Source organism: Kribbella sp. NPDC058693, from assembly GCF_042715335.1.
GTDB lineage: Bacteria > Actinomycetota > Actinomycetes > Propionibacteriales > Kribbellaceae > Kribbella > Kribbella jiaozuonensis.
In genome coordinates, this window is the sequence record NZ_JBHXSQ010000004.1 from 1 (window position 1) to 21,187 (window position 21,187).

A 21,187-nucleotide genomic window follows, 5' to 3' on the forward strand; every position below is an offset into this window, starting at 1 on the left:
CCAGGGACGAGAGAAGACCCCGCCCGGGGTTACAGACGAAGCAGCACCGCTGCCGGTTACTACGCCAAGCGCCGCCTCCGACGACCCGCCCGCGCGGGGAGCCGGCCGGAGGGCCGGCTCACCGTGCGGTTCCCACCAGGCGATCAGGTTTCCGATTCCGTCTGACTCGACGGATAGGCCGCGGGCGGCGCACTGGTTCAGGAACCAGTGCGTCGCCTCGCGTTCGGTGGGGGTCCAGCCGCCTCGGGTGTAACCGCCGGTTTCGGGGTTGCGGCCGATGGCGGACTGGTCGGCCCAAAGGGATTCGAAACTCAAGACCGGCTCACGACAAGGGGTTCTTCGACAGCCAGTCCTTGGCGACCGCGTCCGCGCTCTCCTTGCCGACGTCGATCCGCTTGACCAGGTCGGTCAGCGCGTCCGTGGTCAGCTTGGCGTCGACCGCGTTCAGCGTGGAGACGACGTCGTCGGACTTGTGGTCGGTCCGGATCAACGGAACGATGTTGTTCGGCGGCAGGATGTGCTCCGGGTCGTCCAGCTGGACCCAGCCCTTGTCCTTGATCACGGCCTGGGTGGTGAACAGGTCCGTCACCTGGATCTGGTTCGTCTCCAGCGCCTTGATGCTCAGCGGACCACCCGCGTCGAGCGTCTTGTACTCCTTGAAGTCGACGTCGTACTTCTCCTTCATGCCCTTCAGCCCGGCGGTCCGGACCTTGAACTCGGAGCTACCGCCGGCGACCAGGTTCTTGCCCTTCAGGTCACCGATCGACTTCAGGCTGTACTTGTCCGCGGTCGCCTTGGTCACCACGATGGTGTCCTCGTCGGTCGCCGGCGACATCTCCAGGATCTCCAGACCGGGCGTCAGCGCCTTCTTCAGCGCGTCGTACGCCTTCTGCGGGTCGGTCTCGGTGGAGTTCTTGTCGAAGTACGCCAGCGAGGCGCCGGTGTACTCCGGGACCAGGTCGACGGACCCGTCCTTGATCGCGGCCATGTAGGTCTCGCGGTTGCCGATGTTCGGCTTCTTCTTCACCTCGATGCCCTTGGCGGCCAGCGCCTGGCCGTAGATCTCCGCGATCAACTGGCTCTCGGAGAAGTCGGCGGACCCGACGGTGATGCTGCTCACCTTCGAGGGCGCCGGCGAGCTGCCGGCGTTGTCACTGCCGAGCTGGTCGCCCCCACCCCCACAACCAGCCAGGCCGAGCACCGCCACCCCGGCGATCGCAGTACGGATGAGTGTGGATCTCAACACGAGAGCCTCCAGTGTTCTCGTTCAGCCATCGACCGGTGCCGATGGATGCATCTCAAGTTCAGCAGGTACGACGGACAATTCAGCCGATCTTCAGCCCTTCGGAGACCGTGATCCGCCCGATCAGCGCGAAGACCGCGTCCAGCAGCAGCGCGAGCAACGCCACCAGCAATGCGCCGGTGAACATCTGCGGGAAGTCCCGGAGCTTCAGTCCGTCGACCACATAGCGGCCGAGGCCGCCGAGCGACACCAGGGCGGCGATCGTCGCGGTCGAGACGACCTGCAGGGTGGCGCTCCGGATGCCGGAGATGATCAGCGGCAGCCCGATCGGGATCTCCACCTTGGTCAGGATCTCGCGTCCGGTCATCCCCATCCCCCGCGCCGCGTCGATCGTGGCCGGATCGACACCGGACAGACCGGCGTACGTCGAGGCCAGGATCGGCGGGACACCCAGCGCGACCAGCGCGATCAGCACCGGCAGGAAGCCGATCTGATTGGTCAGCAGTACGGCGATCATCAGCAGACCGAGGCTCGGCAGGGCTCGTGCCGCGTTGCCGAGGTTGATCGCCAGGAACGCCCCGCGCCGGGTGTGCCCGATCCGCAATCCGATCGGTAGCGCGATCAGCACGGAGAGTCCGAGCGCGGCAAACGTGTACCAGAGGTGCTGCAGGATCCGCGCCCAGATCCCCTCGTTGCCGGACCAGTTGTACGAGTCGGTCAGGTACTGCCACATGTCACGCCACCTCCGCCACGGGTGTGGAAATCCGCGCCCAGGGAGTCAGTACCCGCTGCAATGACACCAGGATCAGGTCCGCGACCAGCGCCAGCGCCAGGGAGAGCACGACCCCGACCACGACCGGTGTGAGGAAGTCCTTCTGGAAGCCCAGCGTGAACAGCTCCCCCAGGCCGCCGATCCCGATCACGGCGCCGACGCTCACCATCGAGATGTTCGCGACCGTGACCACGCGCAACCCGGTGAAGATCACCGGTACGGCGATGGGCAGGTCGACCGCGATCAGCCGGTGCATCGACCCGTACCCGACCGCGATCGCCGACTGCCGGACGTCGGGTGGCACGGAGCGCAGTCCGTCGATCACGTTCCGGATCAGCAGCGAGACCGTATAAATGGTCAGCGCGACGATGATGTTGATCGTCGACAGCACCTTCGTGCCGATGATCGCCGGGATCACGATGAACAACGCGATCGACGGTACCGAGTACAGCACGCCGCCGAGCGCGATCAGCGGATTCGCCAGCCAGGAGTACCGGGTGGCGACGTACCCCAACGGCACCGAGATGATCAGCCCGAGGATCACCGGAATGATCGCCAGGTAGATGTGTTCGCGCAGTTGGTCCCAGATCAGCCCGAGGTTGTCACCGATCCACGTCATGACCGCAAGGCCTCTGCAACCGCGGCCTGGTCGATGACGCCGACGGCTTTCCCGTCGTCGTCGACGCAGACGCCACAACCGGTCGGCGACGTCAGTACTGCGTCCAGTGCCGCGCGCAACGAATCGCCGCGCTTGAACACCGCGCCGAGCGGCAACAGCTCACCGGACCCGTTCTTCCAGCCGACGGGTACGCCGTCCTTCAACGCGAGCTCGTCCGGAACCGGCTGCACGGCCATCGACTCGGGATGCACGAACGTAAGAGCCCGGTAACCGCGATCCTGACCGACGAAGCCGCGGACGAAGTCGTCGGCCGGCTCACCGAGCAGCTCGGCCGGCGGTGCGAACTGGGCCAGCTTCCCGCCGACCTGCAGTACTGCGACGTTGTCGCCGAGCTTGATCGCCTCGTCGATGTCGTGGGTGACGAACACGATCGTCTTGCCGATGTCGCGCTGCAGCCGGAGCAGCTCCTCCTGCAACTGGTGCCGCACGATCGGGTCGACCGCGCTGAACGGCTCGTCCATCAGCATGATCGCCGGATCGGCCGCCAGCGCACGGGCGACGCCGACTCGTTGCTGCTGGCCACCGGACAGCTGGGCCGGATACCGCTCGGCCAGCTTGAGGTCCAGGCCGACGCGTTCGAGCAGCTCCATCGCCGTACTGTGTGCTTTGCGCTTGTCCCAGCCGAGCAGCTTCGGGACGGTCGCGACGTTCTCCACAACGGTCTTGTGCGGGAACAGGCCGGCGTTCTGGATCACGTACCCGATGCCCCGGCGCAGGGTGACCGCATCCTTGCCGTTGATGTCCTCGCCATCGATCGAGATCGTCCCGCTGGTCCGCTCGATGGTGCGATTGATCATCCGCAGCGACGTGGTCTTGCCGCACCCGGAGGGCCCGACGAACACCGTGATCTGGTTGCTCGGGATCCGCAGGGACAGTTTGTCGACGGCGACGGTGCCGTCCGGGTACTGCTTGGTGACGTCCTCGAACTCGATCATGGCGCCCCTTCGCGCTGGTCATCGGTCGCCCGAAAGACCCTAGCGGAACGTAAGACCGAAACCACGCGATCGCATGGTTTCTCGCCCCTTGGAAAAGTGCACCGTAGCACTACAGATTGCCACGGTCGCACACAGTTAGCCTTCCCGCATCGGGATGCGCACACCCCGCTGGTCGGCGACCTCGACAGCCTTCTCGTAGCCTGCGTCGACGTGACGGATCACACCCATCGCCGGGTCGTTGCTGAGCACCCGTTCCAGCTTCTGCCGGGCCAGATCGGTGCCATCGGCAACAGATACCTGACCGGCGTGGATGGACCGGCCGATACCGACGCCGCCGCCGTGGTGGATCGACACCCAGGAAGCACCGCTGGCCACGTTCACCATCGCGTTCAGCAACGGCCAGTCCGCGATCGCGTCCGAACCGTCGAGCATGCCTTCGGTCTCCCGGTACGGCGATGCCACGCTGCCGGTGTCCAGGTGGTCGCGACCGATCACGATCGGCGCCTCGAGCTCGCCGGAGGCAACCATCTCGTTGAACCGCACGCCGGCCTTGTCCCGCTCGCCCTGTCCGAGCCAGCAGATCCGCGCCGGCAGACCCTGGAACGCGACCCGCTCACCGGCCAGCTTGATCCACCGGGTCAGATGTTCGTTGTCCGGGAACAGGTCAAGGATCGCCTGGTCCGTCTTCGCGATGTCGGCGGGGTTGCCGGACAGCGCGGCCCACCGGAACGGGCCCTTTCCTTCACAGAACAACGGCCGGATGTACGCCGGCACGAAGCCGGGGAACTCGAACGCGCGGGAGTACCCCGCCTTGCGCGCCTCGTCCCGAATCGAGTTGCCGTAGTCGAACACCTCGGCGCCCGCGTCCTGGAAGCCGACCATCGCGGCGACGTGTCGCGCCATCGACGCCTGCGCGCGCTCGGTGAACCCGGCCGGGTCCTTCTCCCGGGCGGTCGCCCAGTCGTCGAACTCGATACCCACCGGCAGGTACATCAGCGGGTCGTGCGCCGAGGTCTGGTCGGTGACGATGTCGATCGGCGCGCCCAGCTCCAGCAACTCCGGCACGATCACCGCAGCGTTGCCCAGGACACCGATCGACAACGGCCGGCGGGCCTTCTTCGCCTCCTCCGCCAACCGCAGCGCGTCGTCCAGGTCCTTCGCCCGTACGTCGAGGTAGCGGTGCTCGATCCGACGATCGATCCGCGAGGAGTCGACGTCGATGCAGATCGCGACGCCGTCGTTCATCGTGACGGCCAGCGGCTGCGCGCCGCCCATACCGCCGAGACCCGCGGTCAGCGTGATCGTGCCGGCCAGCGTGCCGCCGAAGCGCTTCTCGGCCACCGCGCCGAACGTCTCGTACGTGCCCTGCAGGATGCCCTGGGTGCCGATGTAGATCCACGAGCCGGCCGTCATCTGGCCGTACATCGTCAGCCCCATCGCCTCGAGCTTGCGGAACTCCTCCCAGGTGGCCCAGTCGCCGACCAGGTTCGAGTTCGCGATCAGCACCCGCGGCGCCCACTCGTGCGTCTGCATCACGCCGACCGGCTTGCCGGACTGCACGAGCATGGTCTCGTCGTCCTTGAGCGTGGTCAGGGTACGGACCATCGCGTCGAACGAGTTCCAGTCGCGGGCGGCCTTGCCGGAACCGCCGTACACGACGAGCTCGTCGGGGTGCTCGGCGACCTCGGGGTCGAGGTTGTTCTGCAGCATCCGCAGCGCGGCTTCCTGCTGCCAGCCGCGGGCGGTGAGGGTGGTGCCGCGGGGTGCGCGCACAGGACGGGGTCCGGACATGGGTGATCCAGCCTTTCTCAGTTGAGCGGGCCGGTGACGGCCTCGGTGGCTTCGATGTAGGTGCCGTCGGCAACGAGTTGGACGGAGTGCTCGAGCTCGGGCGCCAGGTGGCGGTCCGTGCCGGGGCCCTCGACGCGCTCCCGCAGTACGGCCTTGGCGGCTTCCGTTGCCGGGGCCGGGGTGAGCGGCGCGCGCAGGTCCAGCGCCCGTGCGGCGGTGAGGATCTCGATCGCCAGCACCCGCTGCAGGCCGTCGACCGACTTGCGCAGCTTGCGTGCGGCGGACCAGCCCATCGAGACGTGGTCCTCCTGCATCGCGCTGCTCGGGATCGAGTCGACGCTGGCGGGTACGGCGAGACGCTTGAGCTCGGACACGATCGCTGCCTGGGTGTACTGCGCGATCATGTGACCGCTATCGACACCGGGATCGTCGGCCAGGAAGGCGTTCAGCCCATGGTTGCGCGCGACGTCGAGGAAACGGTCGGTACGACGTTCGCTGATGCTGGCGAGGTCCGCGACGGCGATCGCGAGGAAGTCGAGCACGTAACCGACCGGAGCGCCGTGGAAGTTGCCGTTGGACTCGACGCGGCCGTCCTTCAGTACTACGGGGTTATCGATCGCGGCGGCGAGCTCGCGGTCGGCAACACTCGCTGCATGGGCGGCGGTGTCGCGGGCGGCGCCGTGGACCTGTGGGGAGCAGCGGAGCGAGTACGCGTCCTGGACGCGGTTGCAGTCCGGGCCGCGGTGGCTCGCGACGATCGCGCTGTCCTTGAGGATCCTGCGGAGGTTGGCGGCGGACGCGGCTTGGCCGGGGTGCGGGCGGAGAGCCTGCAGGTCTTCGGCGAACACGCGGTCGGTGGCGAGCTGCGCCTCGACGCTCATCGCGGCGGCGAGGTCGGCGGTCTTGAAGAGCCGCTCGAGGTCGGCGAGCGCGAGGACCAGCATGCCGAGCATGCCGTCGGTCCCGTTGATCAGCGCGAGACCCTCCTTCTCCGCGAGCACGATCGGCGTCAGACCGTTCTGCTGCAGGGCTTCGCCGGCGTCGAGAAGGTTGCCGTCGGCATCACGGACCTTGCCCTCGCCGAGGATCGCCAGCGCGACGTGGGACAGCGGTGCGAGATCGCCGGAGCAGCCGAGGCTGCCGTACTCGTGCACGACCGGAGTCAGGTAGGCGTTGAGCAGACCGGCGTACGCCTGGGCCGTCTCGACCTTCACGCCCGTACGGCCCGTCGCGAGGGTCGAGAGGCGGAGCAGGGCAAGCGCCCGTACGACCTCGGTCTCCACCTCCGGGCCGGAGCCGGCGGCGTGCGAGCGGATCAGGCTGCGCTGCAGCTGGGCCCGCAACTCCGGCGCGATGTGCCGCGTCGCGAGTGCGCCGAACCCGGTCGAGACGCCGTAGTGCGGGGTGTCCGCGTGGGCCAGCGCCTCGATCGCGGCGCGTGACTTCGCGATCTCTTCCAGAGCCTGGTCGTCGATCCGTACCTGCGCGCCGTACCGCGCGACCGCGACCACCTCGGCCGGGGTCAGCGGTCCAATGCCGACAATCACCGTGTCTTCCACCCGATCATTGGACCGCGCCGGGATGCTCCTCGACAGCAGCGGCGTACCAGTTTCTGTCTCGAATCTGAGACGTCAGCTGTGGACCCGCGAACACATAGAGTCAAGGCATGGTGTTCGAGATCCGGCCGGCGCGGCCGGCGGACGCGGTCGGCGTCGCCCAGGTCTGGGCTGCCGTGATGCCGCATCTGGTGAAGTCGGCGCGGGCCATCGAGACCGAACTGCGAGGTGGCCGGAGCCGGGTGATCCTGATCGCGGTGGACGGTCCGGACGTTGTCGGGTACTCGAACCTCTACCTGCCCGAGGCAGGCGTGGCCGGGGCGCGGGTGCGGATCACGGTCCAGGTGCCACCGTCGTACCGCGAGCGTGGGATCGGCACTGCGTTGCTGACCGCGATCTCCGCGGAGGCTGTCACGGCCGGGGCCGGTCGGCTGCTGGTCGCTGTGGCTGAGGATTCCAAGGCGTTCGCGGAGAAGCGCGGGTTCGAGCTGGGGCGGCGGATGAGCCATGCCGCCGCCGACCTGCGCGAGGCCCGCGACCCGATCGCGCCGCCGGCCGGGGTACGTCTGGCCACCTACGAGGAGCTGGAGCCGCGGCAGGTGTTCGACGCCGAGATCCAGGTGCGGGACGACGATCCGAGCGGGTTCTCCGGCGGACCGGCGTACGACGAATGGGTGAAGGTGTCGTGGAACAACCCGGACATCCGGCGGGACCTGAGCTTCGCCGTACTGGACGGTGATGGGGTGCTGTCGTTCGTGACCACGACTGCTGATCCGGATCGCGGGGTGATCTGGTCGAACCTGACCGGGACGATCCCGTCGGCACGCGGGCGCGGGCTGGCGAAGGTGGTGAAGTCGCACGCGCTGGCTGCGGCCCGGGACGCCGGGTTCGTGACGGCGTCGACCGGGAACGACGCGGGGAATCTTCCGATGCTCGCGGTGAACAAGTGGCTCGGTTACCGGACGACATCCGGGGCGTGGACCGCGGAGAAGGCTCTGTGAAGCGACTCGTTGTCTCGTTGCTGTTCTTCCTGGTCGTGTCGGTGGTGGTTGGGTTGCTGGTCTCGGGGTCGGAGTTCCTGGACTGGGGTGTCGCGGGCGGGCTGTTCGCGATCGCGGTGGCGGGTGAGGGGCTGAGGTTCTGGCTGCGACGGAGCCGCGCGAAGAAACGCCAATCGTCAGGGATCTAAGGCGGGGCCGGGTTACCCTGCCGTTGTGAGCGGCAACGTTCCCGCCTCGACCCGTACGCTGCGGGTGCTGACGTTCCTGGCCACCCAGCCCGGTCCGGTACCGATGGAGCGCATCGCCTCCGCGGTCGGCCTGCCGCGCTCGTCGACGTACCACTTGCTGCGGGCAATGATCGACGAGGGTTTCGTCGTGCATCTGCCTGAGGAGAAGCGGTACGGGCTCGGGGTTGCTGCGTTCGAGATCGGGTCGGCGTACTTGCGGCACGATCCGTTGGAGCGGCTGGCTCGGCCGTTGCTGGTGCAGCTGGTGCACGAGGTGGGGCAGACGGCGCATCTCGGGGTGTTGCATGGTCGGGAGCTGGTCTACCTGCTGAAGGAGCAGCCGCCGCGGCCGGTGACTTTGGTGACCGATGTCGGGGTGCGCCTACCGGCCACGCTCACCGCATCCGGCCGAGCCCTCCTCGCTGAGCTACCACCTGCGCAGGTGCGGGCATTGTTTCCCACGCCCGAGTCCTTCGTACGCCGGACCGACCACGGCCCGCAGACCCTCACCCAACTCCGTCGCCTACTGGCCGACGAGAAACGCCAAGGCTTCGCTGTCGAAGACTCCTTCATCACCCCCGGCATGGCATCCGTTGCCAGCGCCGCCGTCGACCACGCCGGCCACCCAGCCGCCGCCATCAGCGTCACCTTCCGCACAGACGCCGTCCCCCCACCCGACCGCCCCCACCTAGCCCACCGAATCCGCCAAGCCGCCACCGCCCTAACCCGCCGCCTCCACGGCTAGCCTGACTCGGCTGGGTGTTCGACCTGGCGGTCGCCCCATTGGGTTAGGACGCCGCGGGCTATTTCGAGGTCTTCACGGAGGGAGCGGTCGGCGAGGCTGTCTGGTAGGACGGCCAGGGCGTCGGCGAGCCAGGGGCCGACGGCTGCAGGTGATAGGTCGTCGGGGGTTAGGCCGGCCAGGCGGATGGCGCGTACGGCGGTGACTAGCTCGCTGGCTAGGACTTCGCGGAGGGCGTCCAGGAGTTGGGCGGTTAGGACTGCGGCTTGTGGCGCGAAGCTGGCGTGGAGTTCGGCGCCGCGGGACAAGGTCGCCGTGCCGAGCGTGGCGGGCTGGGCAGCGGAGCGGACCGCGGCGAGGGCGTCATGCGCGACGTACTCGATCATCATCACGCCTGAGCTTGCCTCCGCGCCGCTGGCCAGGAAGCGGCTGAGGCCGGTGTAATCCGGGTCAACCAGATTCGCGACGCGGGTGGTGGACAGGGTCGCGACGCTGTGCAGGCTGAGTCGGAGCGAGTCGAGGGCGAGTGCGATCGGCATCGCGTGCCAGTTGCCGTTGTGGAGCACGGTGTCGCCGGCCACCAGCGGGTTCTCCGCGGCTGCGTTGATGTCGATCCGCACGCTGTTGCCCAAGGCATCGGCATGATCGACGGCAGGACCGAGCACCTGCGCGAAAGCCCTTAATCCGAAGGGATCCTGGACGCGCGCAGGCAGGAGCGGCAGGCCGTCGAGCAGCCCACGCATCCGGCGGGCAACCCGCACCTGCCCCGGCTGCGGACGCGCCTCGTGGACGCGGACGTCGTACACCTCGGCGTTGCCACGCAGCGCCACATGGGAGAGCGCCCCGACCAACGGTACGACGTTGATCAGCGTGCCCGCCTCGACATACGCGAGGCAGCACTCGGCGAGCGTGAGCGCGTTGCTGGACAGCAGCGGGAGGGCGCTGGTCCCATCGATGACATCGCCCAGCGCGAGCCCGAGCTCCGCGAGCGGCCCGAGGTCGCCGGTCCCGATCGCGCCACCCCGATGCAGGTCCGGCAGCTCGTCATCGTTGAGCAGCCCAACGATCGCATCGGCCACCGCCGGGTCGAGCCCGGACCCGCCCGCGGCGAGCTGATTGACCCGGATCAGCAGCCCGAGTCGGACGACATCCTTCGGGTACGACGTCGTACCCGTCGTACTGTGCGACCCGAGCAATCGCGCGCCGTGCTCCGGGTCGGACGTGAGTACGTCGCGGTTCGCCCCGACGCCCGTCGTCCGCCCGTACACCGGCCGCCGTCCCGCGACCTCGGCGACCACCGCGGCCGACTCCTCCATCCGCTTCCGGGCGTCGTCGCTCAGCCGAACCGCAGTACGTCGCTGCCCCAGCGCGACCGCCTCGAGCGGGCTCAGCCCGGCACCCGTCAGCTCAACCGGCTCCATCCCCACAGTGTGGAACCGCCCCGGCCCGCGAGGTAAGCGCCGCGCCCACCCAAACGTCTCGAACCCGAGACGCGCAAAATCGACCCATGACAGTGGAGGAAGAAGTACGCGCGGAGGCGGCCGAGGCGGACGTGGTGCTGATCGGCAACGACGCCGAGCTGATCGCGAACTGCTGGACCGACGACTGGGTCGCCGTCGACGCCACCGGAATCACACCCAAGGCGGACATCATCGGCTGGATCGCGTCGGGCCGGCTGCAGCACCACAGCATGACGACTGTCGGCGGCGAGCGGATCGCCCGGGTCGGCGACACGGTCGTCCTGACTGCCCGGAAGGCGAGTTCCGGCAGCTGGGACGGGACGCCGTACGAGGTCGAGGAATGGATCAGCCAGGTCTACGTGCGCTCCGACGGACGCTGGCTACAGGCGTTCTGCCACAAAGCGACAGCATAGAAACAGCCCGCCGCCAAAGAGGCGACGGGCTGTGGAAAGACCAGGGATTACTTCTGGCCGTAGCGCTTCTTGAACTTCTCCACCCGGCCCTGGGTGTCCATCACGCGCTGCTGGCCCGTGTAGAACGGGTGACTCGCGGACGAGATCTCGACGTCGACGACCGGGTAGGTGTTCCCGTCGTGCCAGACGACCGTCTCGTTGCTCTCGCGGGTCGAACCGGTGAGGAAGCTGAAGTTACCGGACTTGTCCCGGAAGACAACCCGGCGGTAGTCGGGGTGAATGTCTTTCTTCATGCTGCCGTACTTCCTTCCAGATAAGGGGCGAACGGGTCGGTCAGGGGATGGACCGCTTCATCCGCACGCATCACACAACCGTCGAGGCGCTCGGTTAATTCCCGCAGCTCCAGACCGGGCCCGGTGATCGACAGGTACGACGCGCGGTCGCCGTACTCCGGGTGCCACTCGAGGGCGGACCGGGCCTGGTGCTGCTGCCCGACCGCGGGCCAGCGATCCGCCGGGAGGTCGGCCAGCCACGGACCGAGCACGCCGATCGAGATGTTCGTGCCGAAGCTGTCCCAGCTGAGTCGGTTGCGGTGCTGGGTCGCGATCCAGAGCGTGCCGCGGCCGCGGGCCGACCCGGCGACCAGATCCTCCAGGGCGTCGAACAAGCGCTCCGGATGAAACGGTCGATTGGATTGCCAGACCAGCGTCGGCACCTCGCCGTCCGCGGGAGCCGCGATCGAGCCCGGCTCGACGACGTTCCCAGGAGCGTGCAGCCGTACGCCGAGCAGCCCCGCCGGCGTGGACTTGATCAGCAGCCGCGGGTTGATCGCCTGCACCAGCGCCGCCGCATCCAGATCACTCAGCACCGCAGCATCGGCCGACTCCAACTGCCGGACAACAACCTCGGCGATCGCACGCCCGTCTTCCAAAGCGGTCGGGATTCCCCGCTCACGGATCAGCTCGTCACCGGTCAGATCGGCGACCACGCTGGCGGCGTCGACGGTCGTGACGATCGCGTCGATGTGGAGGTCATCGGCTGCCGAGAGCTCGGCCGCGATCGCCTGGGTGTCACCGGCGGCGGGGACGTTCACGATCGCCACGCCGTACCGCTCGATGGCCGCGATGCTGGAGAGCAGCTGGACGAGGGAGCCGCGCATCGCGCAGGAGACGCACGGGCGCTCCATGGTGATCACCTCGCGGTCGATCACGCCGGTCGCAGTACGCGCGATCCGTACGACGGAGCCCGCGCTCAGGCCGCTCACGTCGTACTCCACCAGGACGCCGGTCGGGCCGGCGGCAGCCAGCAGATTCCCCGCGACGGCGCCGCGAAGCTCCTCGTCGAGGCCCGTCAGCAAGGTCACCGGCAGCATCGACTCTCCTGTCTTATTGAAAACGATAACCACTACAAAGTACCCTCTGAGGCGGAATAGCCGCCACCCGGCCGGCGTTCACTGAGGTAAGGGTCACCCGCCAGGTGATCCGGGAAAGGACACCATGGCCAAGCGCAACGACCTCCGCCCCATCATCAAGCTCCGCAGCACCGCCGGCACCGGCTTCACCTATGTAACGCGGAAGAACCGCCGGAACAATCCCGACCGGCTGATCATCCGCAAGTACGACCCGAAGACCCGGTCCCACGTCGACTTCCGCGAAGAGCGGTAAACACGTGAAAGCCCCCCGCCGCAGCGGGGGGCTTCGTTGTGTCTAGAGGCGGTTGTACGCCTTCAGCGTTCGCAGTGCGCCGACGGTCACGATGCCGCGGTATTCGAGCGTGGACGCCGGTCCCGGCGGCTCCCAGGTGAGGGCCCAGCCGCCGTCGTCCTGCTGGTCGGCGATCAGCCGGTCCAGGTGCGCATCGAGTTGCTCGTCGGTGAACAGCTGCTTCCAGAAGCTGTCCGGCGTCGGCGCGAGGTGCAGCGGCGTCACGCCGTACGTCGGATCCGCGGCGTCGGCCCGGAACCACTGCAGCTTGGGCAGCCAGTCGCGGACCCGATCGACGTCGACGTCGTCGGTGTGCTCCATGAACTCCAGCGCCTCGTGCATCCCATGGGCGTCCTCGGGGAACCCCTTCGCCAGCTCGGCCGCACACCAGGCGCCCGCCTTGTCGCGCCACGGGTGCTCGACGCCCAACTGGTAGAGCCGGCCGACCAGACCCGCGGTCGGGTTGATGCCGGGCTGGTACGTCCACTCGGTGATGTGCTCGGCCCGGGGGTAGCCCTCCACCGCCGGACCGCACAGCGGGACCGCGCCATCGTCGTTGGCGAGCTGCGCCAGCCAATCGGCCGCGCGCCGGACCATCTCGTCGTCCCGAGCGCCTGCCGCGATCAGCGTGCTGAACGCGACCTCGACGTCGAGCGGCAGGCTGTCCGGACACCGCTTGTCCGGCTCCAGCCCCCACCCGAAGCCCCCGTCGGCGTTCTGGAACCCACGCAGCGCGTCGATCACGCCTTGTGGATCAGCGCCCTCGAAAACCGTGGCGAAGAGCCGACGCTCGAGCAGCCGAGCATCCCGCCGTACAAAGTCCCGACCTGCCGTGAAGATGTCCATGTGCCTACCCTCCCGCAGATCCGGCCGGAGGTCTTGAACGAAACGGACACCGTCAGGGCTCGAAGCGGTAGCCCATGCCTGGCTCGGTGAGGAGGTGCTTCGGGCGGGCCGGATCGGGCTCCAGTTTGCGGCGGAGCTGGCCCATGTAGAAGCGGAGGTTGCCGCTGGCGGTTTCGTAGCCGGGCCCCCAGACCTCGGTCAGGAGCTGGCGTTGGGACATCAGCTTGCCGGGGTTGCGGACCAGGACCTCGAGCAGGTGCCACTCGGTCGGGGTGAGGCGGATGTCCTCGCCGTTCTCCAGCGTGACGCGCTTGGCCGCCAGGTCGACGACCGAGCCGCCGACGGTCACCACGGGCTGGTCCTGGGCGATGTTGCTGCGTCGGAGTACGGCGCGCATCCGGGCCAGCAGCTCGTCGATGCCGAACGGTTTCGTCACGTAGTCGTCCGCGCCCGCGTCCAGCGCCTCGACCTTGTCGGTCTGGTCGGTCCGCCCGGACAGCACTAGGATCGGCGCGTCGGTCCAGCCGCGGAGCCCGCGGATCACGTCCACGCCGTCGAAGTCCGGCAGCCCGAGGTCGAGGATCACCAGCTCGGGCGGATGCTGCGCGGCGACCTTCAACGCCGACGTACCGGTGCCGGCCAGATGCACCTCGTACCCACGCGCCTTCAGGTTGATCTGCAACGCCCGCACGATCTGCGGCTCGTCGTCGACCACCAATACTCTCGTCACTCCTGCTCCGATCGTTCGCGTGCTCCCGGGACCGGGGCGTCGGTCGGGCGGAGGCTGGCAGTCGGGATCGTGACCACCATGGTCAGGCCGCCGCCGGGGGTGTCCTCGGGCAGCAGCGCGCCGTGCATCGCCTCGGCGAGGCCGCGGGCGAGCGCCAGCCCCAGCCCGACGCCGACCGTGTTGTCGGTGTCGCCGAGGCGCTGGAACGGCGCGAACATCCGGTCCCGGTCCTCGCGCGGGATCCCCGGCCCGCGGTCGATCACCCGGATCTCGACGATTTCGCCCAGAGCACTCCCGGTGATCAGCGGCGGACGTCCGGGCGGCGAGTAGCGGATCGCGTTCGCCAGCAGGTTCGCCACCACGCGCTCCAGCAGCGCCGGATCCGCCTCGACCAGCGGCAGCGTGTGCGGGATGTCGACGGTCACCTGATCGGCTTCGTCACCCAGCTCGGCCAGTACGCCGGGCATGATCTCGTCGAGCGCCATCGGCCGCGTGAACACCGGCAGTACGCCGGCCTGCAGCCGACTCAGGTCGAGCAGGTTGTCCACCAACCGCGACAACCGGTCCAGCGACTCGTCCGCGGTCTCCAGCAGCTCGGCCCGCTCGGACTCGCTCCACTCCACATCATCGCTGCGCAGCGAAGTCACCGACGCCTTCGCCGACGCCAACGGGGAACGCAGGTCGTGGCCGACGGCGCGCAACAACGCCGTACGCAGCTTGTCGGCCTCCGCGAGCGGCTTCGCCTCAGCGGCCGCTTCGCTCAACCGGGCCCGGTCGACCAGCGCCGCGGCGTGGGCCGCGAACGCTCCGACCAGCCGGCGCTCGTCCGCCTCCAGCTGATGACCTTGCAGCACCAGAACGAGGTCGTCCCGCGCCGGGATCTCCGCGTCGGCCTCCTCCGGACGGGTGCAGGTCAGGGAACCGGCCGAGGCCAGCGGTCGCCAGACCTCGGTCAGCTCGTCGTCGTCCACACGTTCCATCAGACACGCCCCGGTCATCCCGAAGGCCTCGCGCACCCGTTCGAGCAGCGCGGGCAGGGCGGTCTCACCTCGCAGTACCGATCCGGCCAAGGTCGCCAACGTCTCCGATTCCGCGGCCGCCCGGGCCGCCTGCCTGGTACGTCGTGCCGCCCGGTCGACGACCGAGCTCACCATCGCGGCGACCAGGATGAAGATCACCAGCGCCAACGCATTGTTCAGCTCGGCGATCGTGAACGTCCGCTTCGGCGGGGTGAAGAACCAGTTGAGTACCAGCGATCCGCCGACCGCGGTCACCATCGCCGGCCACATCCCACCGACCAGCGCCACCACGACCACCGCCAGCAGGAATGCCAGCACGTTGCTGGTCAGGTTGAGCGTGTCGCCACCCAGCCCGAGCACCAGCGCGAGCACCGGCGGCAGCACGATCGACAGGATGAAACCCTGGATCTTCCGGCGCCGGGACAGACTGCCGCGCAACCGCGGCAACCGCCCACGCCCCATCAACGAGTGCGTGACGATGTGTACGTCGATATCGCCCGAATCGCGGATCGTGGTCGCGCCGATCCCCGGTCCGGTGAACAGCGAGCCGATCCGTGACCGGCGGCTGCCGCCGAGCACCAGCTGGGTGGCGTTCTCGGCCTTCGCGAACGTGAGCAGGGCGGACGGGATGTCGTCGCCGACCACCTGGTGATAGGTCCCGCCGAGCTTCTCGACCAGGTTGCGCTGCTCGGCCAGCTTGCTCGGGTTCGCCCCGGTCAGGCCGTCCGAACGCGCGACATGCACGGCGAGCAGATCCCCGCCGGACGACCGCGCGGCGATCCGAGCAGCGCGCCGGATCAGCGTCTCGCCCTCGGGACCACCGGTGAGCGCGACCACGACCCGCTCCCGCGCCTCCCAGGTCGAGTCGATGTCGTGCTCCTGCCGGTACTGCTGCAGCCCCGCGTCCACCCGGTCGGCCAGCCAGAGCAGCGCCAGCTCGCGCAGGGCGGACAGGTTCCCGACCCGGAAGTAGTTGCCCAGGGCAGCGTCGATCTTGTCCGCGGCGTACACGTTGCCGTGGGCCATCCGCCGGCGCAGCGCCTCCGGGGTCATGTCGACCAGCTCGATCTGGTCCGCGGCCCGGACCACCCGGTCCGGGACCGTCTCCTGCTGCGGTACGCCGGTGATCTTCTCGACCACGTCGTTGATCGACTCGAGGTGCTGGATGTTGACCGCCGAGATCACGTCGATCCCGGCGGCCAGCAACTCCTCGATGTCCTGCCAGCGCTTCTCGTTCCGGCTACCCGGGACGTTGGTGTGCGCCAGTTCGTCGACCAGCGCGACCTCCGGGCGCCGCGCCAGTACCGCGTCGATGTCGAGCTCGGTGAAGCTCGCGCCACGGTAGTCGATGATCCGCCGCGGGATCACCTCGAGCCCGGCGAGCATCTCCGCGGTGTGTTCCCGGCCGTGGGTCTCGACGAACCCGACCACCACGTCGGTCCCCCGGGCGAGGCGCCGTTGCCCCTCGCCCAGCATCTTGTACGTCTTCCCGACACCAGGCGCGGCCCCGAGATAGACCCGCAGATGCCCGCGCTTCATACCTTCATACTCTCAGCTGGCAGCCAAGGCGGCGTTCAACGTCACCACATTGACCGTCGGCTCCCCGAGGAACCCGAGCGTGCGGCCCTTCGTGTTGTCCTTCACCAGCTGCTGGACCTTCTCCACCGGCAGTCCCCGCTCGCGAGCGACGCGGTTGACCTGCAGAGCGGCGTACGCCGGGCTGATGGCCGGGTCGAGGCCGCTACCGCTCGCGGTGACCGCGTCCGGCGGAACCTGCGACGGGTCGACGCCCTCGAGCTTGGCGACGTCCTGCCGGCGCTGTTCGATCAGCTTGACCAGGTCGGGGTTGTTCGGCCCGTACTGCGAGGCCGCGCTGCCCATCCCGTCGTAGTCGACCGCGGACGGCCGGGTCTGGAACCACTTCGGGTCCGCGACCATGATCGCGTTGCCGTCGGCATCCTTCTTCCCGGAGTCCATCGTGTACGCCTGGCCGATCAGGTCGGAGGCGACATCCTTGCCGTTGACCTTGACGACCGACCCGTTCGCGTTGCTGTGGAAGACGGCCTGCGCGACCCCGGTCATCACCAGCGGGTAGACGATCCCGAGGATCGCCGTGAACACGAGCAGCGCCCGTAGCGCCACTCCGAACTGCCGGACCGAGCCGGGCAGATTGCTTGCCATGAACAACTAGCCTTTCACCGCAGACCCGGGATCAAGGAGATCACCAGGTCGAGGAGTTTGATTCCGACGAACGGGCTGATCAGACCGCCGATGCCGTAGATCAGCAGGTTGCGGCGCAGCATCGCCGAGGCCGACGACGGCTTGTACCGGACCCCGCGCAGCGCCAGCGGCACCAGGGCCACGATCACCAGCGCGTTGAACACGATCGCGGACACGATCGCCGACTCCGGCGAGTGCAGCCCCATGATGTTCAGCTTGTCCAGCCCCGGGTACGCCGAGGCGAACAGCGCCGGCAGGATCGCGAAGTACTTGGCCACGTCGTTCGCGATCGAGAACGTGGTCAGCGATCCGCGGGTGATCAGCAACTGCTTGCCGATCTCGACGATCTCGATCAGCTTGGTCGGGTTCGAGTCGAGGTCGACCATGTTGCCGGCCTCCTTCGCGGCCGACGTACCGGAGTTCATCGCCACACCGACATCGGCCTGGGCCAGCGCCGGTGCGTCGTTGGTTCCGTCACCGGTCATCGCGACCAGCCGGCCGCCCTCCTGCTCCTTCTTGATCAGCGCCATCTTGTCCTCGGGCGTCGCCTCGGCCAGGAAGTCGTCGACCCCGGCCTCCTCGGCGATCGCCTTCGCGGTCAGCTGGTTGTCACCGGTGATCATCACGGTCCGGATGCCCATCGCGCGCATCTGGTCGAACCGCTCCCGCATGCCTTCCTTGACCACGTCCTTGAGGTGGATGACGCCGAGCGGACGCGCCTTGCCGTTGATGCTCTCGGCAACGACCAGCGGCGTACCGCCGGAGGCCGAGATGCCGTCGACGATCTCGCCGAGCTGTACGTCGATCTGCCCGCCGTGCTGGTTGATCCAGGCGTTGACCGCACCGGCCGCGCCCTTGCGGACCTGCCGGTCGTCCAGGTCGACACCACTCATCCGGGTCTGCGCGGTGAACTCGACGAAGGTTGCGTGCGGCAACTCTCCGGTGTGGCGCTCACGCAGTCCGTACCCGGTCTTCGCCAGTACGACGATCGACCGGCCCTCCGGCGTCTCGTCGGCGAGGCTGGACAGCTGGGCCGCGTCGGCGAGCTCGGTGTCGCTGACACCCTTGACCGGGATGAACTCCGCGGCCTGCCGGTTGCCCAGCGTGATGGTGCCGGTCTTGTCCAGCAGCAGCGTGTTCACGTCGCCCGCGGCCTCGACGGCCCGTCCGGACATCGCCAGTACGTTGCGCTGCACCAGCCGGTCCATGCCGGCGATACCGATCGCGGACAGCAGCGCGCCGATCGTGGTCGGGATCAGGCAGACCAGCAAGGCCACCAGGATCACGATGTTCAGATCGACGTGCGCGTAGTTCGCGAACGTCGGCAGCGTCACGGTCGCGATCAGGAACACGATCGTCAGGCTGGCCAGCAGGATGTTCAGCGCGATCTCGTTCGGCGTCTTCTGCCGCGAGGCGCCCTCGACCAGCGCGATCATCCGGTCGATGAAGCTCTCACCGGGCTTGGTGGTGATCTTCACGACGATCCGGTCCGACAGCACCTTGGTGCCACCGGTGACCGCGCTCCGGTCACCGCCGGACTCGCGGATGACCGGGGCCGACTCGCCGGTGATCGCCGACTCGTCGACGCTCGCGACACCCTCGACGACGTCACCGTCGCCGGGGATGATCTGCCCGGCCTCGACGACCACGAGGTCGCCGAGCTTGAGCTGGGTCGCGGGGACCTCCTCCTCGCGGTCGCCGGTCAGCCGGCGCGCGGTGGTCTCGGTCTTGGCCCGGCGCAGTGTCTCGGCCTGGGCCTTGCCCCGGCCTTCCGCGACGGCCTCGGCCAGGTTGGCGAAGATCACGGTCAGCCAGAGCCAGACCACGATCCACCAGACGAACACGCTCGAGTCGGTGAAGGCGAAGATCGTCGACGCGACCGCGCCCACCTCGACCACGAACATGACCGGGTTCTTCACCATCACCCGCGGGTCGAGCTTGCGGACCGCGTCGGGCAGGGCGGTGAGCAGCATCTTCGGGTCGAACAGACCCGAAGCTGCTCTCTTCGGGGGTACCGCCGGCGTGGACGCGGGCGGTTTTACGAGCGTGGTCACAGTCCCTCCGCGAGGGGTCCAAGAGTCAGTGCAGGGAAGTAGGTCAGGCCGGTCACGATCAGGACGGTGCCGACGAGCAGCGTCACGAACAGGGCCTTGTGGGTGGGCAGCGTGCCCTGGGTCACCGGTACCGGCTGCTGCTGGGCGAGCGAACCCGCCAGCGCGAGCGCGAACACGATCGGGACGAACCGGCCGAGCAACATCACCAGCCCGAGAGCGGTGTTGTAGAACGGGATGTTCGCGCTCAGACCGCCGAACGCGCTGCCGTTGTTGTTACCGGCCGACGTGAACGCGTACAGCACTTCGGAGAACCCGTGCGGGCTGTCGGTGTTGAAGATCGACGCCCGGGCCACCGCGAGCCCCATCGCCAGCGAGGCACCGATCAGTACGACGGTCGGCGTCGCCAGGATGTACAGCGAGACCAGCTTCATCTCGCGCGCGGTGATCTTCTTCTTCAGGTACTCCGGGGTGCGTCCGACCATCAGGCCCGCGACGAACACCGCCAGTACGGCGAGGATCAGCATGCCGTACAGACCCGTTCCAGTACCGCCCGGCGAGACTTCTCCGAGCATCATGTGGAACAGCGTCGTACCGCCGCCGAGTGGGGTGAACGAGTCGTGCGCCGAGTTCACGGCACCGGTCGACGTACCCGTCGTCGAGGTTGCGAACAGCGCCGAGGCCCATTCGCCGAAGCGGGTCTCCTTGCCTTCCATCGCAGCGCCCGCGGCCTGGGTCGCCGTACCGGCGCCCTGGTTCTCGAAGAAGGTCGCGGCGAAGGTGAAGGCCGCCCAGAGCGTGCCCATCACGCCGAGGATCGCGTAGCCCTGCCGCTTGTCCTTGACCATCAGGCCGAAGGTGCGGGTCAGCGCGACCGGGATGACCAGCTCGAGGAAGATCTCGAACAGGTTCGACAGGCCGTTCGGGTTCTCGAACGGGTGCGCGGAGTTGGCGTTGTAGAAGCCGCCGCCGTTGGTGCCGAGCTCCTTGATGACCTCCTGGCTGGCCACCGGGCCGCCGGGGATGGTCTGGCTCTGGCCGACGACCGACGCGACCTCGTGCCCGCCGGAGAAGTTCTGTACGACCCCCATCGCGACCAGCGCGAGGGTACCGAGAACCGCGATCGGCAGCAGGATCCGCAGCGTGGTCCGGGTCAGGTCGACCCAGAAGTTGCCGAGCCGGTCGGTCTTGGCCCGGGCGAACCCGCGGATCAGCGCGACCGCGACCACGATGCCGACGGCCGCTGACAGGAAGTTCTGCACCGCGAGGCCGGCGAACTGGACCAGGTGGCCCATCGTCACCTCTGGCGAGTACGACTGCCAGTTGGTGTTCGCGACGAACGAGGCGGCGGTGTTGAACGCCAGCCCGGACTCGACGTTCGGCAGGCCCAGCGACAGCGGCAGCCAGTGCTGGATCCGCTGCAACAGATAGAGCAGTACGAGGCTCAGGGCCGAGAAGGCGATCAGCGACCGGGCGTAGACGCCCCAGGTCTGGTCGGCCTTCGAGTCGACGCCGAAGAGCTTGTAGGTCACGCGCTCGACGGCCAGGTCCTTGTCGGACGTGAAGACCCGAGCCATGTACCCACCCAGCGGCCGGTAGACGGCCGCCAGGCACAGGAGGAGGAAGCCGACCTGCAACAGGCCGGCCGCGGTGTCTGACATCAGAACCTCTCGGGGAAGATCAGGGCGGCGATCAGGTAGAGGACCAGAGCAGCGGCCACCACCAGGCCGGCAATGTTCTCGGCGCTCACAACTTCTCCACTCCACGCAGCGCGAACCAGATGGCCGCGAACACGACGA

The 21,187-nt window shown here is 68.3% G+C and carries 21 protein-coding genes and 1 pseudogene; 5 read left to right on the plus strand and 17 right to left on the minus strand.

The genetic code is table 11. The annotated features are described in order from the left end of the window. The 7 genes and pseudogenes from ACFWUU_RS26145 to hutH form a co-directional block, all read right to left on the minus strand. A pseudogene (locus tag ACFWUU_RS26145) lies at positions 1–315 on the minus strand (allantoate amidohydrolase); the annotation flags it as partial. Between the two features lie 7 nt (positions 316–322). Then, positions 323–1,246 (minus strand): ABC transporter substrate-binding protein, encoded by a 924-nt coding sequence (locus tag ACFWUU_RS26150; RefSeq protein ID WP_137256220.1) that lies wholly within the window; start codon positions 1,244–1,246, stop codon positions 323–325. A 79-nt stretch (positions 1,247–1,325) separates the two neighbouring features. Beyond that, positions 1,326–1,976: an ABC transporter permease gene (locus ACFWUU_RS26155; protein ID WP_137256219.1), complete on the minus strand. Its 651-nt coding sequence runs from the start codon at positions 1,974–1,976 to the stop codon at positions 1,326–1,328. A 1-nt stretch (position 1,977) separates the two neighbouring features. Further along, a complete protein-coding gene (locus ACFWUU_RS26160; RefSeq protein ID WP_137256218.1) occupies positions 1,978–2,634 on the minus strand; it encodes an ABC transporter permease in 657 nt (218 codons plus the stop codon). Beyond that, on the minus strand, positions 2,631–3,629 hold the full coding sequence (locus ACFWUU_RS26165; RefSeq protein ID WP_380179091.1) for an ABC transporter ATP-binding protein: 999 nt from the start codon (positions 3,627–3,629) through the stop codon (positions 2,631–2,633). The genes ACFWUU_RS26160 and ACFWUU_RS26165 overlap by 4 nt, the downstream gene beginning before the upstream one ends. Before the next feature lie 135 nt (positions 3,630–3,764). After that, positions 3,765–5,420, minus strand: coding sequence for a urocanate hydratase (gene hutU, locus ACFWUU_RS26170; RefSeq protein WP_380179093.1), 1,656 nt, complete (start codon positions 5,418–5,420; stop codon positions 3,765–3,767). A 17-nt stretch (positions 5,421–5,437) separates the two neighbouring features. Continuing rightward, a complete protein-coding gene (gene hutH / locus ACFWUU_RS26175; protein WP_380179095.1) occupies positions 5,438–6,967 on the minus strand; it encodes a histidine ammonia-lyase in 1,530 nt (509 codons plus the stop codon). A 119-nt stretch (positions 6,968–7,086) separates the two neighbouring features. Between hutH and ACFWUU_RS26180 the strand changes: the two genes are divergently transcribed. The 3 genes from ACFWUU_RS26180 to ACFWUU_RS26190 are packed head-to-tail and all read left to right on the plus strand — an operon-like array spanning position 7,087 to position 8,949. Further along, positions 7,087–7,977: a GNAT family N-acetyltransferase gene (locus ACFWUU_RS26180; RefSeq protein WP_380179097.1), complete on the plus strand. Its 891-nt coding sequence runs from the start codon at positions 7,087–7,089 to the stop codon at positions 7,975–7,977. Beyond that, a complete protein-coding gene (locus ACFWUU_RS26185) occupies positions 7,974–8,165 on the plus strand; it encodes a hypothetical protein (RefSeq protein ID WP_137256214.1) in 192 nt (63 codons plus the stop codon). The genes ACFWUU_RS26180 and ACFWUU_RS26185 overlap by 4 nt, the downstream gene beginning before the upstream one ends. 25 nt (positions 8,166–8,190) lie before the next feature. Then, positions 8,191–8,949: an IclR family transcriptional regulator gene (locus tag ACFWUU_RS26190; protein ID WP_380179099.1), complete on the plus strand. Its 759-nt coding sequence runs from the start codon at positions 8,191–8,193 to the stop codon at positions 8,947–8,949. On the opposite strand, the gene ACFWUU_RS26195 is transcribed toward ACFWUU_RS26190, so the two are convergent. Further along, the gene (locus ACFWUU_RS26195) at positions 8,946–10,367 is read right to left on the minus strand and encodes an aromatic amino acid lyase (RefSeq protein ID WP_380179101.1); all 1,422 of its coding nucleotides are present in this window, start codon (positions 10,365–10,367) and stop codon (positions 8,946–8,948) included. The two genes, ACFWUU_RS26190 and ACFWUU_RS26195, sit on opposite strands and share 4 nt — an antisense overlap. Positions 10,368–10,453: 86 nt before the next feature. Between ACFWUU_RS26195 and ACFWUU_RS26200 the strand changes: the two genes are divergently transcribed. After that, positions 10,454–10,819, plus strand: a complete 366-nt coding sequence (locus tag ACFWUU_RS26200; RefSeq protein WP_380179103.1) for a nuclear transport factor 2 family protein — start codon at positions 10,454–10,456, stop codon at positions 10,817–10,819. Between the two features lie 47 nt (positions 10,820–10,866). On the opposite strand, the gene ACFWUU_RS26205 is transcribed toward ACFWUU_RS26200, so the two are convergent. Together ACFWUU_RS26205 and ACFWUU_RS26210 are read right to left on the minus strand one after the other, a co-directional pair. Continuing rightward, a complete protein-coding gene (locus ACFWUU_RS26205) occupies positions 10,867–11,112 on the minus strand; it encodes a type B 50S ribosomal protein L31 (RefSeq protein ID WP_134110539.1) in 246 nt (81 codons plus the stop codon). Then, the gene (locus ACFWUU_RS26210) at positions 11,109–12,191 is read right to left on the minus strand and encodes a GTP-binding protein (RefSeq protein ID WP_380179105.1); all 1,083 of its coding nucleotides are present in this window, start codon (positions 12,189–12,191) and stop codon (positions 11,109–11,111) included. Before ACFWUU_RS26210 ends, ACFWUU_RS26205 begins: the two co-directional genes overlap by 4 nt. Before the next feature lie 124 nt (positions 12,192–12,315). On the opposite strand from ACFWUU_RS26210, the gene rpmG reads away from it, so the two are divergent. Then, on the plus strand, positions 12,316–12,483 hold the full coding sequence (rpmG, locus tag ACFWUU_RS26215) for a 50S ribosomal protein L33 (protein WP_137256209.1): 168 nt from the start codon (positions 12,316–12,318) through the stop codon (positions 12,481–12,483). 42 nt (positions 12,484–12,525) lie between these two features. Here the strand turns inward: rpmG and ACFWUU_RS26220 are convergent, their stop codons facing one another. The 7 genes from ACFWUU_RS26220 to kdpF form a co-directional block, all read right to left on the minus strand. Further along, complete coding sequence (locus tag ACFWUU_RS26220; protein WP_380179107.1) at positions 12,526–13,368, minus strand: hypothetical protein; 843 nt, start codon at positions 13,366–13,368, stop codon at positions 12,526–12,528. A 52-nt stretch (positions 13,369–13,420) separates the two neighbouring features. Continuing rightward, on the minus strand, positions 13,421–14,098 hold the full coding sequence (locus ACFWUU_RS26225; protein ID WP_137256207.1) for a response regulator: 678 nt from the start codon (positions 14,096–14,098) through the stop codon (positions 13,421–13,423). Next, on the minus strand, positions 14,095–16,656 hold the full coding sequence (locus ACFWUU_RS26230) for a DUF4118 domain-containing protein (protein ID WP_380179109.1): 2,562 nt from the start codon (positions 16,654–16,656) through the stop codon (positions 14,095–14,097). Before ACFWUU_RS26230 ends, ACFWUU_RS26225 begins: the two co-directional genes overlap by 4 nt. A 12-nt stretch (positions 16,657–16,668) precedes the next feature. Beyond that, positions 16,669–17,298, minus strand: a complete 630-nt coding sequence (gene kdpC, locus ACFWUU_RS26235; RefSeq protein ID WP_380179111.1) for a K(+)-transporting ATPase subunit C — start codon at positions 17,296–17,298, stop codon at positions 16,669–16,671. A gap of 14 nt (positions 17,299–17,312) precedes the next feature. Further along, the gene (gene kdpB / locus ACFWUU_RS26240) at positions 17,313–19,325 is read right to left on the minus strand and encodes a potassium-transporting ATPase subunit KdpB (RefSeq protein ID WP_380181760.1); all 2,013 of its coding nucleotides are present in this window, start codon (positions 19,323–19,325) and stop codon (positions 17,313–17,315) included. A gap of 62 nt (positions 19,326–19,387) precedes the next feature. Further along, positions 19,388–21,049 (minus strand): potassium-transporting ATPase subunit KdpA, encoded by a 1,662-nt coding sequence (gene kdpA, locus ACFWUU_RS26245; RefSeq protein WP_137256203.1) that lies wholly within the window; start codon positions 21,047–21,049, stop codon positions 19,388–19,390. Continuing rightward, positions 21,049–21,138 carry a K(+)-transporting ATPase subunit F gene (kdpF, locus tag ACFWUU_RS26250; RefSeq protein ID WP_137256202.1) on the minus strand — a complete coding sequence of 30 codons (90 nt, stop codon included), beginning with the start codon at positions 21,136–21,138 and terminating at the stop codon, positions 21,049–21,051. Before kdpF ends, kdpA begins: the two co-directional genes overlap by 1 nt. Positions 21,139–21,187: the final 49 nt, after the last annotated feature.